Source organism: Roseivivax marinus, assembly GCF_900109705.1.
GTDB lineage: Bacteria > Pseudomonadota > Alphaproteobacteria > Rhodobacterales > Rhodobacteraceae > Roseivivax > Roseivivax marinus.
The window spans coordinates 207077-224349 of record NZ_FOAI01000004.1 but is presented as its reverse complement, the minus strand read 5'-3'; the positions used below and the strand labels follow the sequence as shown (position 1 = coordinate 224349).

Genomic DNA, 17273 nt, shown 5'->3' with positions numbered 1-17273 from the left:
GTCGTGCCGGTTCAGTCCATGTCGTGGCCCAGCGCCTTCGCGACGGTGTAGATGTCCTTGTCGCCGCGTCCGCACATGTTCATGCAGATGATGTGATCCTTCGGCAGATCGGGCGCGATCTTGGTCACGTGGGCCAGCGCGTGCGAGGGTTCGAGCGCGGGGATGATGCCCTCCGTCTCGCAGCAGAGCTGGAACGCCTCCAGCGCCTCGGCGTCGGTGATCGACACGTACTTGGCGCGCCCGCTCTCGTGCAGCCAGGCGTGCTCGGGACCGATGCCGGGATAGTCGAGGCCTGCCGAGATCGAGAAGCCCTCGAGGATCTGGCCGTCGTCGTCCTGCAGAAGGTAGGTGCGGTTGCCGTGCAGCACGCCGGGGCGCCCGCCGGTGAGCGAGGCGCAGTGCTCCATCTTGTCGGACACGCCCTTGCCACCGGCCTCGACCCCGATGATCGAGACCTCCTTGTCGTCGAGGAACGGGTAGAACAGGCCCATGGCGTTCGATCCGCCGCCGATCGCCGCGATCAGCGTGTCGGGCAGACGGCCCTCGGCCTCCTGCATCTGTTCGCGGACCTCGGTGCCGATGATCGACTGGAAGTCGCGGACCATCGCCGGGTACGGGTGCGGGCCGGCCACCGTGCCGATGCAGTAGAACGTGTCGCGCACGTTGGTCACCCAGTCGCGCAGCGCGTCGTTCATGGCGTCCTTGAGGGTGCCGCGACCGCTGGTCACCGGCACCACCTCGGCGCCAAGCAGCCGCATCCGGAAGACGTTGGGCTGCTGACGCTCCACGTCGTGGGCGCCCATGTAGACCACGCATTTCAGGCCGAACTTGGCGCAGACCGTCGCGGTCGCGACGCCGTGCTGGCCGGCGCCGGTTTCGGCGATGATGCGGGTCTTGCCCATGCGCCGGGCGAGGATGATCTGGCCCAGCACGTTGTTGATCTTGTGCGCACCGGTGTGGTTCAGCTCGTCGCGCTTGAGGTAGACCTTGGCGCCGCCGAGCCGCTCGGTGAGGCGCTCCGCGAAGTAGAGCGGCGAAGGCCGGCCGACATAGTGCTTCCACAGGAAGTCCATCTCGTCCCAGAAGCTCTGGTCGGTCTTGGCGTGCGTGTAACGCTCCTCGAGCTCGAGGATCAGCGGCATCAGGGTTTCCGACACGAACCGACCGCCGAAATCGCCGAAGCGGCCCTTCTCGTCCGGCCCGGTCATGAAGGAATTGACACGTTCGTTCATCGCCTTGCCTCCTTGTGCGCGCACCCGCGCGGGTGGCCTCACCGTCTACGCGAGGGTCTGCGGGTTTTCCAGACGAAAAGCGGCGCCCGTGGACGCCGTGCGGCGGCTTCGGTAGACCGGCGCGGACGCCGCCATCGAAGGACGCCGCCGAGATGACCAAACGCCTCTTCCTGCACGTCGGCATGCCGAAATGCGCGACGACGACGGTACAGGCCTTCCTGCAGGACCAGTCCGAGGCGCTGGCCCGCGAGAACGTCCATTTCCGCTTCCCGCCGGGCACCCGCGAACGGCACCAGGGCAACGGCGCCAAGCTGGCCGAGGATATCCTCGCCGACCGACGCGACGCCTGGCAGCGCAAGCTGGACTTCTTCCTCGAGCCGGAAGGCGACGTCATCATCTCGTCCGAAGTGCTGTTCGGGCTCTTCGCGACGCCGGCGATGAACGACGTGGCCGAGCGCATCCGCGCCAAGGGCTTCGAGACCACGGTGGTGGCCTACCTGCGGCGGCAGGACATCTGGGTCGAGTCGGATTACAAGCAGCAGATAAAGGGCGGCAAGCCGTGGACCGACGCCCTGCCCGACCTCGTCGAGAAGCGGCGCCGTCAGGGGCTTCTGAACTACGCGATGACGCTGACCTACTGGGGCAAGTTCTTCGGGCGGTCGAACATCCATCCCGTGCTGCTGCGCCCCGGCCAGCCCAAGGACCACGCGCTTCGGGCGCTGATCGATCTTGTGGGCGTGACCTCGATCCCGGCGGGCGCGACCGAGGCGATGAATGCCGCCAACGTGAGCCCGCCCACCGGCCTGATCGAGCCTGCGCGGCTTCTGAAAATCCGCCTGCAGGGCGAGGGCATGGACCCGATGCGCGTGCACCACGCGCTGGGGCGTTTCTTCGCGGAGGCGCCGAAGGTGATCGACGTGCCGCCCCGACGCTTCCTTCTCGACACGAGAACCCGGCGCGCGATGGTCAGCAAGCACCGGCGCGCAAACACCGATCTGGCCGAGCGGTTCCTGACCGGTCCGGCCTTCGACGACCACGTGGAGGCCGACCCCGCCAGCGATGCGCCCCTGGCCGAGGAGGCGAAGGCCGTTCTCGACGCCTACGTGGCCGCGCGCGGCGTGCCACGACCGCAGGTGCCGCAAGACGACGAGGCTCCGGCCCCACGCAGGGCCGGGTTCCTGGGCCGCGGCGTGCGCTGGCTGCGGGGATCGCGGGGCTGAGGTTCCCTCCGCCCGCGCCGCCCGCTAAGACCGGGACCGAGGCTTACCAAGGGAGACAGCCATGAAGATCGCCACGCTCGACGGCATCCGCCTGCACTACCGCGAGGACGGCGACCCCGACGGCCAGCCTGTGGTCTTCGCCAACTCGCTCGGAACCGACCTGCGGCTCTGGGACGAGGTGTTGCCGCATTTGCCCAAGGGCCTGCGCCTTATCCGCTACGACAAGCGCGGCCACGGCCTGTCCGAGGCGCCCGCGGCGCCCTACGCGATGGGGCAGCTGGTGCACGACGTGGAGATGCTGCTCGACCACCTGCAGGTGCGCGACGCAGTGTTCGTGGGTCTCTCCATCGGGGGCATGATCGCGCAGGGGCTCGCGGCCAAGCGGCTCGACCTCGTGCGCGCCGTGGTGCTGTCGAACACGGCCGCCAAGATCGGCACCCGAGACATGTGGGCCGAACGCATCGCCAAGACCGAGAGCGAGGGGCTGGCCGCCATGTCGGACGCGGTGCTCGAACGCTGGTTCGCGCCCGCCTTCCACGAGACCGACGCGATCCACGGCTGGCGCGCGATGCTCGAAAGGCAGCCGGCGCATGGCTACGCGGGCTGTTGCGCGGCGATCGCCGGCACGGACTTCATGACCACGACCGCCGCGCTGCGCCTGCCGCTTCTTGCGATCGCGGGTTCCGACGACGGCTCGACGCCCGCGGATCTGGTGCGCGAGACCGCGGACCTCGTGCCGGGCGCCGAGTTCGCCCTCATCCGCGGCGCGGGCCACCTGCCCTGCGCCGAGAAGCCCGAGGAATACGCCCGCATCCTGAGCGATTTCCTTGCCGCGCAGGGCTGTCTCTGAGCCCGCGCCGCCCACCATCGACCTGACCAAGACCGAAAGCCGACCTCCATGTCCGGACACGCCTTCTCGAGCCACATCTACGCGCAGCTCTTCCCCACCGGCGACGTTGCGCGCCTGTTCTCGGACACCGCCGAGGTCCGGGCGATGATGCTCGTCGAGGGGGCGCTCGCCAAGGCGCAGGGAGCACGCGGGATCATTCCCGAGGTCAGCGGCCGCGCGATCCACCGCGCGAGCCTCGAGCTGCAGCTCGACCCCGCCGGACTGGCCGAGGGAACCGGGCAGAACGGCGTGCCCGTGCCGGCGTTCCTGTCGCTGTTCCGGGCGGCCATGCAGGCGCCCGAGCACGCGCAGTACCTGCACTGGGGCGCGACCTCTCAGGACATCGTGGACACCGCGCTGATGCTGCGTCTGCGGCAGGTGCTGGGACATTACGAGGACCGGCTGACCGCGTGCCTCGGCCACCTCGCGCGACTGGCATCCGAGCACGCCGCGACTCCGATGGCGGCACGGACCTACGGACAGCACGCGACGCCCACGAGCTTCGGCGCCGTGGCTGCCTCCTGGGGCTGGCCTCTTCTGGAACTGCGCGCCGAGATCGACGGCCTGCGCGCGGCGCTGCCGGTGTCGCTTTCGGGCGCATCTGGCACCGCGGAGGCTCTTCAACCCGAAGCGGCGGCCCTGCGCGCGGACCTTGCCGCGGCGCTCGGTCTCGCCGATCCGGGGCGCACGTGGCACACCGACCGCACGCCGCTGCTTCGGCTCGGCGCGTGGATCGCTCGGGCGGCGGCCGCGCTTGGCAAGATCGGGGAGGATCTCACGCTTGCAACCCAGTCCGGGGTGGCGGAAGTCCGGCTCGGTGGCGCAGGCGGCTCCTCGACCATGCCGCAGAAGCAGAACCCTGTCGGCCCGTCCGTCCTGTCGGCGCTGGCAGCGCAGGCCACGGGCCTGAACGCGACGCTTCAGGGGGCCGGCGTCCACCGGCAGCAGCGCGACGGCGCGGCCTGGTTCACCGAGTGGCTTACCCTGCCCTCGCTCTGCCTGTCGCTCGCCGCCGCGCTGACCCGCGCCGAAGACGTGCTGGGCGGTCTTGCCCCCGCGACCGAGGCGATGGCCGAGACCCTCTCGCGCAGCCAGGGCCTTCTGGCGGCCGAGGCGCTGTCCTTCGCGCTCACCGACCGCATGAGCCGCACGGAGGCACAGGCCGAGGTAAAGGCGCTTGCGGGGACCGTGGCAACCGAAGGCGGCCACTTGCGGGATGCGGCGCTGGCGCGCTGGCCGGACATCGATCCGGCGCTGTTCGACCCGGCACAAGAGATCGGCACCGCTCCGGGTGACGCGCGGGAATTCGCCGCCGCGGTCGCGGCTATTTCGCGGTCCAAAGATTAACTTGAGCCCATCCGCGCGATGAAATTTCTCCGTGTTTGCAGGCAAATACAGAAATTAATTTTTTACTAATTCATTCCCTGAACGGAATGTAATCCCGCTACCTTCAGAATTGTGCATGAGTATCGGGCTGGAATATCCCGGAGTCGCGCGGCAATATTCTTTCAATGCAAGTAAAGCCGCATTCGGAAGTTGGTCAGTGGGATCAACTCTGCGTGGAACTCAATGCCTTGCAAACTCGTATGTGAGATACATCTTACTTCGTTTGGGTGTGCAGGCATTTGGCGTGGGAGACATTGATGCCGAGCAAGCAAGGCACGACTGTGGCCACCAGAGAATTTGAAGGTGCCGACCGTGCGACAGGGTATCTTAAAACGCTGGCGCACCGCGGACGGCTGTCGATCCTTCACTATCTTCAGGATGGAGAGAAGTCGGTCGGCCAGCTGGAGGCTCTTCTCGACACGAGGCAAGCTGCCGTCAGCCAGATGTTGGCGCGCCTGAGAGACGACGACCTCGTCTTGACGCGGCGACAGGGCAAGACGGTGTACTACCGCCTCAACGACGACCTGACCGAGCGGATGCTCGGGCTGTTGCGGGAACGCTTCCGGTGACAGAAAAGGCCGTCCCCGCGATTGCGGAAACGGCCTTGTTCCGGCGAAAAACCGGGATCACGCGGACTGCGCGTGCTCCCACGGCCGGGTGAAGGCTCCAAGGACCTGCGTGATCTGCTCGTCACTGGCGCCATTGGCCCGCACCTGGGCCACCAGCCCGCGCGATTTGTCATCCACCACGCTTTCGACCCGCGCCGGAACGTCTGCCTTTTCCAGCGCCCCGTTGTAGACCCGCGTGATGGCCCTTTTGCGCAGATCGGGCTTGAAGACCTTGCCCACCGCAGTCTTGGGCAGCTCATCTAGAATTTCCAGGTGCTTAGGTTGCGCCGCACGCTCGTGGACGTGGGTGCGGCAATGCTCCATCAGCTCCTCTTCGGTGACCTGCGCGTCGCTCACCAGTTCCACGAAGGCGCAGGGCAGCTCGCCCGCATGGGCGTCGGGCTGGCCGATGGCGCCGGCGAAGGCGACGGCCGGATGGCCCAGCAGGGCCTCCTCGATCTCGGCGGGGTCGATGTTGTGCCCACCGCGGATGATGAGGTCCTTCGCCCGGCCAGTGATCCAGAGATAGCCGTCCGGGTCCAGCCGCCCGAGGTCGCCGGTCCGCAAATAAATCCCCTCGTGGAAGAGATCGTGGTTCTTGTCTTCCTCGGTATAGGTCGAGCCCGCGTAGACGCCGGGGTTCGAGATGCAGATCTCGCCGATCTCGTCCACCGCGCATTCCTTCGGTCCCTCGTTCGTCTGCCGGACGATCTTGACCTCGGTGTATGGGAACGGAATGCCGATGGAGCCGACCTTCTTCTCTCCCTCCGGCGGGTTGCAGGACACGAGGCACGTCGCCTCGGTCAGGCCGTACCCTTCGACGATGGTCACGCCCGAAGCGGCCTCGAACCTCTTGAAGAGCTCCAGCGGCATCGGCGCCGAGCCCGAGAACGCGGTCTTCACCGTGGACACGTCCGCGTCCACCTTGCGCTGCATCAGCGCCGAAACCGCGGTGGGCACGGTGATGATGAAGGTGATCTTCCAGCGCTCGACCAGCTTCCAGAAGTTGTCGAAGACGCCGTCGCCCCGGTAGCCTTGCGGCGTGGGGAAGATCACGTGCGCGCCAGACGCCACCGCCGCCATCAGGATCACGTGGCAGGCGAAGACGTGAAACAGCGGAAGCGGACACATCAGGTTGTCGTCCTCGGAGAACAGCAGCCTGTGGCCGAGCCAGCCGTTGTAGATCATCCCCGAGTAGAGATGCTGCGCGACCTTCGGCATCCCCGTGGTGCCGCCCGTGTGGAAATAGGCCGCGACGCGGTCCTCCTGCCGGTCCTCGAAGCCCAGCGTCGTGGACTGCTTCGCCAGTTCGCGGCCGAAATCCTTGACGTCCACGTGGCGCTTGCCGTCGAGCTTCGGGCGCATCAGCGGCACGATCCACGACTTCGGCGGTGTCAGGTAGCGGTTCAGGTCGACCTCGAGCACGGTCTGAACCGACGGCGCATGGCGCACCGCCTCGTGGACCTTCTGGGCCACGTCGGTCTTGGGGAACGGCTTGAGCGTGACGACCACCTTGGCGCCGGTCTCGCGCAGGATCGCGCCGATCTGCTCGGGCTCGAGCAGCGGGTTGATCGGGTTCGCGATCCCCGCCACCGCCGCGCCCAGCAGCGTCACCGTGGTCTCGTTGCAGTTGGGCAGGACGTAGGCGACCACGTCCTTCTCGCCCACGCCAAGCGACCGGAACAAGTTGGCCGACTGGGTGACCTGGTCCTTCAATTGCCGCCAGCTAAGCGTTTCGGCCTTGTCCTTCGGCCCGGAAAAGATCTGGTAGGACACCGCCGGACGATCCGGAAATCGGGTCGCTGTACGCGACAGCAAGCCGTAGAGCGTCTTCGGCAGATCGCGGGACGCCCACGGCATCTCGGCTTCGATGGCGTCGCGATCGGCGAACGAGGCGAAAGTCACGGTCAAGTCCTCCCAAAGTCTCCCGTCCCGAATGTCGCGCGTCGCAGACCCGAAGCGCAAGGGCGCGCGACGCTGCGGCGCGCGGCCGTTACGCGACGTAGCGGCGGACCGCCGAGAGGACTTCGACGCCAGCCCGCCCGGCGGGTGGACGCGCCGCCGTCGCGGGCCTAGTCTGCGCCGCGCCCGAACCGGAGTCCCGTGCATGTCCGACAATCCCGCCTACCAGGTGCTCGCGCGGAAATACCGCCCCGAGACCTTCGCCGATCTCGTCGGGCAGGAGGCGATGGTCCGCACGCTCAAGAACGCATTCGCCGCCGACCGGATCGCGCAGGCCTTCATCATGACGGGCATCCGCGGGACCGGGAAGACGACCACCGCCCGGATCATCGCCAAGGGCCTGAACTGCATCGGCCCCGACGGCGAGGGCGGACCGACGACCGAGCCCTGCGGCCAGTGCGAGCATTGCCGCGCGATCATGGAGGGCCGCCACGTCGACGTGCTGGAGATGGACGCGGCATCCAACACCTCGGTCAACGACGTGCGCGAGATCATCGACAGCGTGCACTACCGGGCGGCCTCGGCGCGCTACAAGATCTACATCATCGACGAGGTCCACATGCTGTCGACCTCGGCGTTCAACGCGCTTCTCAAGACGCTGGAAGAGCCGCCGGCGCATGTGAAGTTCATCTTCGCCACCACCGAGATCCGCCGCGTGCCGGTGACCGTGCTCTCGCGCTGCCAGCGCTTCGACCTGCGCCGGATCGAGCCCGAGACGATGATCGGCCTCCTGCGCCGCATCGCCGAGCGCGAGAATGCCGAGATCGAGGACTCCGCGCTTGCGCTCATCACCCGCGCCGCCGAGGGGTCGGCCCGCGACGCGACCTCGCTGCTCGACCAGGCGATCAGCCACGGCGCGGGTGCGACAAGCGCCGAGCAGGTGCGCGGGATGCTGGGCCTGGCCGACCGCGGGCGGGTCATGGACCTTTTCGAGATGGTCATGCGCGGCGACGCCGCCGGCGCGCTCGAGGAGATCGGCGCGCAATATGCCGACGGCGCCGACCCGATGGCGGTGCTGCGCGATCTCGCCGAGGTCACGCACTGGGTGTCGGTGGTCAAGATCACGCCGGACGCCGCCGAGGATCCGACCGTCGCCCCCGAAGAACGGGAGCGCGGCCTCGCGATGGCGCAGTCGCTGGGCATGCGGCCTCTCACGCGGCTTTGGCAGATGCTGCTGAAGGCGCTCGACGAGGTCGCGCAGGCCCCGAACGCGATGATGGCCGCCGAGATGGCGGTGATCCGCATGACGCACGTGGCCGAACTGCCCTCGCCCGAGGAACTGGTGCGCAAGCTGCAATCCGAGACGCCCCCGGCCCCCGGTCCGGGCGGCGGCGGCGGGTCCGGCATGGCCACGGGCGGTGCGGCCGGCGCCATCGCGCAGGGCGGCGGCGCGCCGGCAGGCGGTGGCGGCGGGGCCCGCGCGCAGGACGGCTCGGCCGTGCGCGCGGTGGCCGAGGACGCCGCGCTCGCCCGCTACCCGACCTTCGCCCACGTGGTCGAACTGATCCGTGCCAACCGGGACGCCAAGCTGTTGATCGAGGTCGAAACCTATGTCCGGCTCGCCGCCTACCAGCCGGGCCGGATCGAGTTTACTCCCGCCGACGGCGCGCCCCGGGACCTCGCCCAGAGGATCGGCACCGCGCTGTCGCGCTGGACCGGCAGTCGCTGGGCGGTGATCCTCGTGAACGGGTGCGAGGCCGAGACCATCTACGAGCGCGACCACGCCGAGGAGATCGCCCGCGTCGAGGCGGCCCGCGCTCATCCTTTGGTTCAGGCGGTCATGGACGCCTTCCCCAAGGCGGCCATCCGCAAGGTGACCCCGCCCGAGGAGATTGCCGCCGAAGCCGAGGCCGAGGCGCTGGCCGAAGTCGAGGACGAATGGGACCCGTTCGAAGAGGACTGACGGGCCCGGCCTTGTGACGGCGCCGCGCCGCACGTATCTCTGGATCAAACGCGACTGACAGGAGGTCCCATGTTCAAGGGATTGGGCGGCCTCGGCGACATGGCCGGGATGATGAAGAAGGCGCAGGAGATGCAGACCCGCATGGCGGCGCTGCAGGAAGAGCTGCACAACATCACGGTCACCGGCGAGTCCGGCGCCGGGCTGGTCAAGGCCGTGGCGTCGGCCAAGGGCGAGCTCAAGTCGCTCGACATCGACCCGTCGATCTTCAACGGAGACGACAAGGAAGTGGTCGAGGACCTGATCCTCGCCGCCATCAAGGACGCCCAGGCCAAGGCGAACGAGCGCTCGCAGGAAGAGATGCGTGCGCTGTCCGAAAGCCTCGGCCTGCCCAAGGACATGAACCTGCCGTTCTGAGGCAGGGCCGCGCATGGCCGACCGCGACGACATCGATGCGCTGATCGCCCTCATGGCGCGTCTTCCGGGGCTCGGCCCCCGGTCGGCGCGGCGCGCGGTGCTGCACCTCGTGCGCCGGCGGGGATCCTTGCTGACGCCTTTGGCCGAGCTGATGGCGACGGTCGCCGACAGCGCGCGCGAATGCCTGACCTGCGGCAATTTCGATACCGCCGAAATCTGCGGCATCTGCCGCGATCCCAAGCGATCGTCGAGCCTTCTGTGCGTTGTCGAGGACGTGGCCGACCTCTGGGCGATGGAGCGATCGGGACAGTTCCGTGGGCGCTATCACGTCCTGGGCGGGACGCTCTCCGCGCTCGATTCTGTCGGACCGGACGAATTGCGCATCCCCAAGCTGATCGATCGTGTGTCCTCCGAAGGGGTTGAGGAGGTGATCCTCGCTCTCAACGCCACGATTGATGGGCAGACGACCGCGCACTACATCGCCGATCAGCTTGAGGGGCGCGTGCCGATTTCGTCGTTGGCGCAGGGTGTCCCCATCGGCGGCGAACTCGATTATCTCGATGACGGCACGATCACGGCGGCGCTGAACGCCCGTCGCCGGGTCTGACGCAAGAGCCCCGCAAAGGACGGGGGACATCATGCTGCGCGGGGGCTCTGCCGCCGGACAGGCCCCTCGGGCAATCGGAAAGCAGAGACTTGGCAAACCAGCGCCTCTGTTTCGGTTCGCAGCGTGCCGATGGCCGCATTCGTCTCCTCGAACATCGCAGCGTTGCGCTGGATCACTTGGTCGAGTTCGGACGTCGCGTCCGAGATATGGCGAACGGTGGCCTCCGATTCGGTAGCTGCCGAGGCGATCTCGACGATTCGCGCACGGGTGTCGCGCACGCCTGTCACGATGTCGGCGAAGGCTTCGCCGCTGTTGTTGACCAGCGCGACCCCCTGCTGCACCGCCACGCCCGACGAAGCGATCATCTCGGAGATCTCGCGCGAGGCATCCGAAGAACGCAGCGCGAGGGCGCGAACCTCTGCCGCGACGACGGCGAAGCCGCGCCCGGCATCCCCGGCGCGTGCTGCCTCCACGCCCGCGTTGAGCGCGAGAAGGTTGGTCTGGAAGGCAATGTCGTCGATCACCTTCAACACGCCGTCGATCCGCTTGGAGGCGGATCTGATCGTCTCCATTGCCGCGATGGCCTTTTGCACAGTGTCGTTTCCTACGTCGGCCCGACTCGAGATTTCGGCGACCAGTTTCTCCGCATCGCGCGACTTCACCGTGGAAACCGAGATCAACTCCGCCATCTGGGTCAGTGAAGCGGTCGTTTCCTCCAGGACCGCGGCGTTGCGCTCGGAGCGTTCGGCCAGGCCCTGCGCCGCCTCGCCGATTTCGCCGATCGACGTATCGATTTCGGATGTCGCGAGGCCGATGCGCGCCACGGTCTCCGCCATCGCCGTGTTCGCTTCGTTCATCGCCCGGGCGATGTCGCCGAACACGCCGTTGAAGCTGTCCGGCAGGCGGAAGGAGAGGTCGCGTTCGGCAAGGTGGTCCTGCGCCTTGCGGATCGCACCTAGGGCGGCACCGACGGAATCGCCGATTCGGTTTATGCCCTGGCAGACCGCCGCGAGTTGCCCGTCCCCGCCAGCCAGGTCTATACGGCGGGCGAAGTCCCCTTCCCCATAGGCGGTGACGATGCCGTTAACTTCGGCCGCAACCTCGGCAACGTGCGCAGCCTCCGCGGAGGCGCGGCGGGCCCGCTCCTCGGAAGCCGCCTGCTCGAACCGCGCGATTTCGGCTGCCTTGGATGCCTCGGCCTCGATCCGTGCGGCGCGCTTGCTCTGCAACTGACCTTCGCGGCGCAGAGCCTCGCGAATGGACTTTCGGAAGCTTTCGAGCGCCATTCTCATGCTGACGAGTTCGCGCAGGCGGACGTAGGGAACGGGCCCCTCGAGATGTCCCGCGGTCATCTCCTCTGCGGCGCCGACGACGCTGTGCACGTCGCCCTCGAGCAGGCGGATCGAGCGGCGGACGGCGATCGGGCTGAGGCCGATTCCCGCGATCAGGACGAGGGCGGCGAGGGCCAGTTCGACAGTTGCGGAGCGGACGAGCGCGGCGGCCGCGCCGGCGATGGAAGCGCCGACCGTTTCCTCGAGCGCCTTCAACGCGACGATCCTTTCGGTTGCCGCTGCGAAGAAATCTCTAGCCGCGATGGCACCAAGCGACCTCGTTCGCGGCCAGTCCAGCGCGACCGCGCGCATCTGCGTCAGCTCCCTCGACGCCGGCGACGCCTCGATTTCGGATAGCGTGGCGATCCACGGCGCGGAACCGATGCTGCGGAAAATGTCAAAGCAGCTGTCCTGCCGTGCTATCAAGGCGCCCATACGCATAAGCCGCGCGTCATCGAAGCGTCCGGCCGCGAAACCGCCCGCGCCGACCGCCCGCTCGATGCCCGCGCTCTCCTTGGCGCCGAGGAGGGCGAGGAACCCCACAGCGTGCGCGGCAATCCTGCCGTCGCCGGACGCCGAGCCGAGATGGCCGATCGTCGTCAGCGCGGTGGTGTTCATTTGGGTATAGGCGCCGATCGCGTCCGGCGCCTGAATGTCGAGCGCGTCGATTCTTGCACGCAATTCAGGGCGCCGAGTGACCGCCTCGGCATATCCGACGAGACTTTCGGTCACCGCCCTGGGCAGCATCCCGTCCAGCCGGGAGCGCACGGCCATCAGGTCCTTGGCGCGCGCATCGGTTCGCCGACGCTGATCGCGCAATTCCTCGGCGAACTGAGTACCGCCGCTTTCGAGATAGACGCTGGAGGCGCCGCGCTCGCGCTGCTGTTCGTGAACGACGTCGCCCAAGGCCACGGCGAGGTCCATCGACCGTTCGACCTGCCGCGCCTCGCGCAGTTCGGCCGCCTTCGACCAGACCAGCCAGCCACCCAACGCGAGGGCGGCGAAGATCGGCATGAGAACCGCTGCGTGGACGAGACGGCGCAAGCGAATCGGAGGGCCGATATCGGTCTGGGGCATGGTGAGAGACTCCGGCAACGGTTTTGCCGATGTCTCTCACCCAGCCTTCAACAAAGACTTAAGATCACCCTGCCATGCAGTTTGCCGAGGCGACGACGATCAGCCGCGCGGATCGTCGCTGTCCTCGTCCTCTTCGTCGTCATCGTCGTCGGGCAGGTTGAAAAAGCTCTCCGCGTCGGAATAGTCGGCGCTGCTCTTCTCGGTCTCGGACTCGCTCTCGTGCTCGGCGCCGCCCTCGCTGAGGCTGAACGTCTCGAGCCCCTCGATCGCCGAGGGCAGCCGGGGTTCGGGATCCATCTCGAGCGACTGCTCGGTCGACACCAGCTTGCGGCGGGCATCGTCGTCCATGACCTCACCGGTCTTCTTGGACGCCTTCTGGATCGCGGCGTCGAGCTCGGACTGGCGGCAAAGCCCCAGCGCCACCGGGTCGATGGGCTGGATATTCTGGATGTTCCAGTGCGTGCGCTCGCGGATCGACTGGATCGTCGGCTTCGTGGTGCCGACGAGCTTCGAGATCTGGCCGTCCGAAAGCTCCGGGTGGAACTTGACCAGCCACAGGATCGAAGCCGGGCGGTCCTGGCGCTTCGAGAGCGGCGTGTAGCGCGGGCCCCGGCGCTTGTCCTCGTCGCGGGCGGCGGGGTTGTGCTTCATCTTCATCGCGTAGAGCGGGTTGTTCTCCGCGCGGTCGATCTCGCCCTGCTCGAGCTGGTTGTTCGCCACGGGATCGAAGCCTTTCACCCCGGCGGCGACGTCGCCGTCGGCGATGCCCTGGACCTCGAGCTCGTGCATTTCGGTGAAGTCGGCGATCTGCTTGAAGCTCAGCGTGGTGTTGTCCACCAGCCAGACGGCGGTCGCCTTCGGGTGCAGGAGCCTGGCCATGTCTGTCTTTCTCCTATCGAATACGTCTGCGGCCTCCCCCGGGCCTCTGCCGCGAGGGGTCCCGGTCTGATGTCCGGGACGGTTGCCGTTGTCGGGAAACTGGCCGCGTATATAGTCACGCCGTCCGCCGGAGGAAAGAGAAAATGCTTGGCCGCGCCGCCCTGGCCCTGATCCTGTCCGCCACGCTGGCCCGCGCCGAGGGCGAGCCGGCGGGACGGTTCGACTACTACGTCCTGTCGATGAGCTGGTCGCCCACCTGGTGCGCCCTCGAAGGAGAGGCGCGCGGAGCGGCACAGTGCGACCGGCCGCTCGGCTGGGTGCTGCACGGCCTCTGGCCGCAATACGAGGCAGGCTGGCCCTCCTACTGCCCGACCGACGCCGCGCCGCCCACGCCGCGGCAAAGCGCCGCTATGGAGGACGTGATGGGCTCCACGGGGCTCGCGGCCTACCAGTGGCGCAAGCACGGCACCTGCTCGGGGCTGTCGGCCTCCGACTACCTCGACACCGTGCGCCGCGCGTTCGAGAGCGTGCACCGCCCCGAGGTACTCCGACGCCTCAGGGACGCGGTGACGCTGCCCGCGGAAGTGGTCGAGGAGGCGTTCCTCGAGGCCAATCCCGGCTGGGAGGCCGACATGGTGACGATCACCTGCCGCAGCGGCCGCATCCAGGAGGCACGGCTTTGCCTGACCAAATCACTGGAGCCGGTGCCCTGCGGTGCCGACGTGGTTCGCGACTGTACCGCGCGGGACGCGTTGCTGGCGCCTGTGAGATAGCGTGTCGCATGCTCGGGTGAGCGTCGGGAAAGACGTGATTTTTGAACGGTTTGCCGGACCTCCCCGAACTGCTGCCTTTGCGATCCTTGCACAGCAAGCATTGAGAATGGGTTAGCGGTTCCGCAGGCGTACCTCGTGCGTCGTCCCTCCGCCCTTGCGCGACCGCACCGACGGGCGGGCACGACCCAGACCGAAGCTTGTGCTCAAGGGCCGTTCAGGCATCGAGCGCGTTGCCGTTCAGAGCGCGACGATATCAGTGCCGCCTTCGTGCGACTGCTGCGGGCCTCCACGGATCAGCGGCACGCCAGGGCCTCTTCCGCCGCCTCCGGCGACCATGGCCGCCCGGCCCGCGCCGAGATCGCGGCGCCGTCGAAGCGCAATTCCACCACGCGGGACCAGTCCGCGTCGGCCGCGATCAGCGCCGGCCTGCTGCCGCAGGTCCGCACCCCGCCATGGATCACGTCCTCACCGAGGCGGTGATTGGTGATGCCGCCGCGCTCGGCCACCTCGACCAGCCGATCCCCTTCCATCCGGACGATCCGCAGCACCTTCAGCAGGTGCGGCCGGTCGACATAGGCGATCTCCACCCGTCCGTCACTGTCGAGATCGGTGGCGCCAAGCGGGGCAAGCCAGCGGTTGCGACGGCCGATATGGCCGGTGACGGCAAGCCGCCCGGTCTCGTCCCAGACCGCCAGCCGAGCGCCGCGGTCGAGGGCGGTTTCCACCACGACGACCTCGGGCGTGACGTCGCCGTCCACGTCCCACAGCCGGGGCGCGAGATCCTCGAACACCATGTCCTCGGGCAGGGTCGCGCGAAAGGCCGCGCCGCCCTCCAGGACGATCTCGAGCGCGCCCCATTCCAGCGCATCGCCCAGCACACCATGGTCATAGCGCCCGGTGGGCTCGAGATAGCGTGCCGCCGCGATGTCATCCGCGACGGCGCCGACCGCGCCACCCAGCCACAGGCCCACCGCCGCCACCGCGCCGTGGGCGAGCGGCCGCCATGGACGCCCCGGGCGTCGCGGCGCCCCGTTCAGATCTGCTTCTCCGGCATCTGGACGACGAGCCCGTCCAGCGCGTCGGTCACTTTCAGCTGGCAGGTCAGGCGTGAGCGCTCGGGATCGGGCTGGAAGGCGAAGTCCAGCATGTCCTCTTCCATGTCGTCCTTCTCGGGCAGCTTCGCCACCCAGTCGGGCGCCACGTAGACGTGGCAGGTCGAGCAGGCGCACGCGCCGCCGCAATCCGCCTCGATGCCGGGGATCCCGTTGTCGCGCGCGCCTTCCATGACCGTGAGGCCGGTCGGCACGTCGACCACGTGCTCGGTGCCGTTGTGCTCGATATAGGTGATCTTCGCCATGCGGAGCCTCGTTCGTCGTCTGTCCCGCCCGTCCTAGAAGAGCGGCGCGCCGGCTTCCAGAGATTTCGCGCCGCGGACTTGCCCGGCCGCCGCGTGTTCGCTATTTGTTCACTCATGTCGGATATGCCTGTCTCCAACTCCGGCGCCATGGCCGGCTGGCCGCGTCCGCCCGCCTGCCTGCGCGCTCACGATCTCGGCCGCCCCCCCAACGGCGCGCGCATCGCCGTGGCCGGGCTGGTGATCCTGCGCCAGCGGCCCGGCACCGCCAAGGGGGTGATCTTCCTCACGCTCGAGGACGAGACCGGCGCGATCAACGTGATCGTCTGGCGCGCCCTCTACGAACGCTTCCGCCGCGCGGTCATCGCCGGCCGGATGCTGCACGTCACCGGCCGTGTCCAGCGCGAGAGCGGCGTCACACACGTCATCGCCGAGATCGTCGAGGACATCTCGCCGCTGCTCGACCGCCTCCTCGCCGCGCCCAAAGAGGCCCCGCTTTCGCCCGCGCCCGTGGGGGGCTAGAGTGCCGCCATCCGGCCCGGACGCGCGTCAGACGCAGCCGGCGCCGCACGAGGATGGACGAGCGGACATGACCCGACCGAGATCGCACCTGGCGCTCGCCCTCGCGGCCGCCGCCGCAGGCTGCACCGCGCCCCCGGCTCCGGATCAGGAGGCCACCGATTTCCCCGAACTCAGCGTCCGCACCGAGACGGACGCCTCGGGCCGCTGCTGGGCGGTGGAGCCGGTGCCCGCGGTCTACGAACAGGTCCCCGGCCAGGTCCAGGTGGTGCAGGCCGAGATCGCCGACGACGGCACGGTGATCCGCGCCCCGATCTACCGCAACACCACGGTGCCCAAGGTCGTGCGCCCCCGCGGCGACCTGCGCTTCGAGGTCCCCTGCCCGCCCGTCCTGACGGTCGAGCTGGTGTCCTCGCTGCAGCGCGCGCTGCGCGTCCGTGGCGGCTATGCCGGCCCGATCACCGGCGCCTTCGACCCGCCCACCGTGGCGGCGGTCCGGCGCTACCAGGCGGCGCGCGGCCTCGACACCGGCCGCCTCTCGCTCGAGACCGCCCGCGCGCTCGGCCTGATCGCCGTCCCCCTGCCAGATACCGACTCGGATCAAGGGACCTGAGCCCGCCCTTCTTCCTGGTTGAAATATCCCGGGAGCGTGAGGGTAGAGCCATCGCTCATCCGGTAGCATCCACACGGAGCCGCGTTCGACCGATGACCAGCCGCACCCGCGCAGTGTGTCTCGCCCTTCTGCTCTGCGGTGCGGGCGCCTGCACGCAAATCCCCGAAGCCGACATGGCCTTCCTCGACCGGGAGGTTCCCGTCGGCACCGACGCCGCAACCGCCCGCGCCCGGATCCGCGACCGTCATTTCGCGCCCGCGGAGCCGCTGCCGCCCATGGTTTCAATGCCGGGCCTCGCGGAGCGCGCCACCTACGGGGTCGGCTTCGTCAAGCTCGACGGCACGCCCGACGGGGACCTCTCCTGCTTCGAGCGGCGCTACAGCTTTCCGATGCTCTTCGCGGCGGGAAAGCGTCTGATCTGCTGGACGGTCGGGCCGGAGAGCGGTCGCATCACCTGGCGGCAGGCGGGGTGGCGCGGCATCAGCCTCTGATCGCGCGCGCCCTGA

17 protein-coding genes are annotated in these 17273 nt (G+C 68.4%); 11 read left to right on the top strand and 6 right to left on the bottom strand.

The genetic code is table 11. From position 1 onward, the window contains the following. Nucleotides 1-11: 11 nt before the first annotated feature. Nucleotides 12-1232, bottom strand: coding sequence for a tryptophan synthase subunit beta (trpB, locus tag BMX29_RS07280; RefSeq protein ID WP_043842253.1), 1221 nt, complete (start codon nt 1230-1232; stop codon nt 12-14). Between the two features lie 152 nt (nt 1233-1384). Between trpB and BMX29_RS07275 the strand changes: the two genes are divergently transcribed. The 4 genes from BMX29_RS07275 to BMX29_RS07260 all read left to right on the top strand — a co-directional run bounded on the left by BMX29_RS07275 (nt 1385) and on the right by BMX29_RS07260 (nt 5296). Then, nucleotides 1385-2452, top strand: coding sequence for a hypothetical protein (locus BMX29_RS07275; RefSeq protein ID WP_051487371.1), 1068 nt, complete (start codon nt 1385-1387; stop codon nt 2450-2452). Nucleotides 2453-2513: 61 nt separating this feature from the next. Then, a complete protein-coding gene (pcaD, locus tag BMX29_RS07270; RefSeq protein WP_043842251.1) occupies nt 2514-3302 on the top strand; it encodes a 3-oxoadipate enol-lactonase in 789 nt (262 codons plus the stop codon). A 48-nt stretch (nt 3303-3350) separates the two neighbouring features. Next, nucleotides 3351-4688 carry a lyase family protein gene (locus tag BMX29_RS07265; RefSeq protein ID WP_092811546.1) on the top strand — a complete coding sequence of 446 codons (1338 nt, stop codon included), beginning with the start codon at nt 3351-3353 and terminating at the stop codon, nt 4686-4688. Nucleotides 4689-4984: 296 nt separating this feature from the next. Then, nucleotides 4985-5296, top strand: coding sequence for an ArsR/SmtB family transcription factor (locus BMX29_RS07260; RefSeq protein WP_051487370.1), 312 nt, complete (start codon nt 4985-4987; stop codon nt 5294-5296). Nucleotides 5297-5353: 57 nt separating this feature from the next. Here BMX29_RS07260 and BMX29_RS07255 read toward each other — a convergent pair whose 3' ends face one another. Then, nucleotides 5354-7240 (bottom strand): acyl-CoA synthetase, encoded by a 1887-nt coding sequence (locus BMX29_RS07255; RefSeq protein WP_092811633.1) that lies wholly within the window; start codon nt 7238-7240, stop codon nt 5354-5356. 202 nt (nt 7241-7442) lie between these two features. Here BMX29_RS07255 and BMX29_RS07250 point away from each other — a divergent pair, with 202 nt between their 5' ends. From BMX29_RS07250 to recR, 3 genes are all read left to right on the top strand, one after another. Then, a complete protein-coding gene (locus BMX29_RS07250) occupies nt 7443-9200 on the top strand; it encodes a DNA polymerase III subunit gamma/tau (RefSeq protein WP_092811544.1) in 1758 nt (585 codons plus the stop codon). Nucleotides 9201-9269: 69 nt separating this feature from the next. Beyond that, a complete protein-coding gene (locus tag BMX29_RS07245) occupies nt 9270-9614 on the top strand; it encodes a YbaB/EbfC family nucleoid-associated protein (RefSeq protein WP_043842245.1) in 345 nt (114 codons plus the stop codon). Between the two features lie 13 nt (nt 9615-9627). Beyond that, on the top strand, nt 9628-10221 hold the full coding sequence (gene recR / locus BMX29_RS07240) for a recombination mediator RecR (RefSeq protein ID WP_092811542.1): 594 nt from the start codon (nt 9628-9630) through the stop codon (nt 10219-10221). Between the two features lie 29 nt (nt 10222-10250). Here the strand turns inward: recR and BMX29_RS07235 are convergent, their stop codons facing one another. Continuing rightward, on the bottom strand, nt 10251-12629 hold the full coding sequence (locus tag BMX29_RS07235; RefSeq protein WP_092811540.1) for a methyl-accepting chemotaxis protein: 2379 nt from the start codon (nt 12627-12629) through the stop codon (nt 10251-10253). 99 nt (nt 12630-12728) lie between these two features. Next, complete coding sequence (locus tag BMX29_RS07230) at nt 12729-13508, bottom strand: DUF1013 domain-containing protein (protein ID WP_092811538.1); 780 nt, start codon at nt 13506-13508, stop codon at nt 12729-12731. 143 nt (nt 13509-13651) lie between these two features. Between BMX29_RS07230 and BMX29_RS07225 the strand changes: the two genes are divergently transcribed. Further along, on the top strand, nt 13652-14281 hold the full coding sequence (locus tag BMX29_RS07225) for a ribonuclease T2 family protein (protein ID WP_092811536.1): 630 nt from the start codon (nt 13652-13654) through the stop codon (nt 14279-14281). A 293-nt stretch (nt 14282-14574) separates the two neighbouring features. Here the strand turns inward: BMX29_RS07225 and BMX29_RS07220 are convergent, their stop codons facing one another. Both BMX29_RS07220 and BMX29_RS07215 read right to left on the bottom strand, forming a co-directional pair. Continuing rightward, entirely contained in the window at nt 14575-15252 is a 678-nt protein-coding gene (locus tag BMX29_RS07220; RefSeq protein WP_139196942.1) for a VCBS repeat-containing protein, read from the bottom strand. Nucleotides 15253-15314: 62 nt separating this feature from the next. After that, a complete protein-coding gene (locus tag BMX29_RS07215) occupies nt 15315-15638 on the bottom strand; it encodes a 2Fe-2S iron-sulfur cluster-binding protein (RefSeq protein WP_092811532.1) in 324 nt (107 codons plus the stop codon). A gap of 123 nt (nt 15639-15761) precedes the next feature. Between BMX29_RS07215 and BMX29_RS07210 the strand changes: the two genes are divergently transcribed. The 3 genes from BMX29_RS07210 to BMX29_RS07200 all read left to right on the top strand — a co-directional run bounded on the left by BMX29_RS07210 (nt 15762) and on the right by BMX29_RS07200 (nt 17258). After that, complete coding sequence (locus BMX29_RS07210; RefSeq protein ID WP_425314273.1) at nt 15762-16157, top strand: OB-fold nucleic acid binding domain-containing protein; 396 nt, start codon at nt 15762-15764, stop codon at nt 16155-16157. Nucleotides 16158-16224: 67 nt separating this feature from the next. Next, nucleotides 16225-16767: a peptidoglycan-binding domain-containing protein gene (locus BMX29_RS07205; RefSeq protein WP_043842235.1), complete on the top strand. Its 543-nt coding sequence runs from the start codon at nt 16225-16227 to the stop codon at nt 16765-16767. 92 nt (nt 16768-16859) lie between these two features. Continuing rightward, nucleotides 16860-17258 carry a hypothetical protein gene (locus BMX29_RS07200; protein WP_092811528.1) on the top strand — a complete coding sequence of 133 codons (399 nt, stop codon included), beginning with the start codon at nt 16860-16862 and terminating at the stop codon, nt 17256-17258. Nucleotides 17259-17273 lie beyond the last annotated feature (15 nt).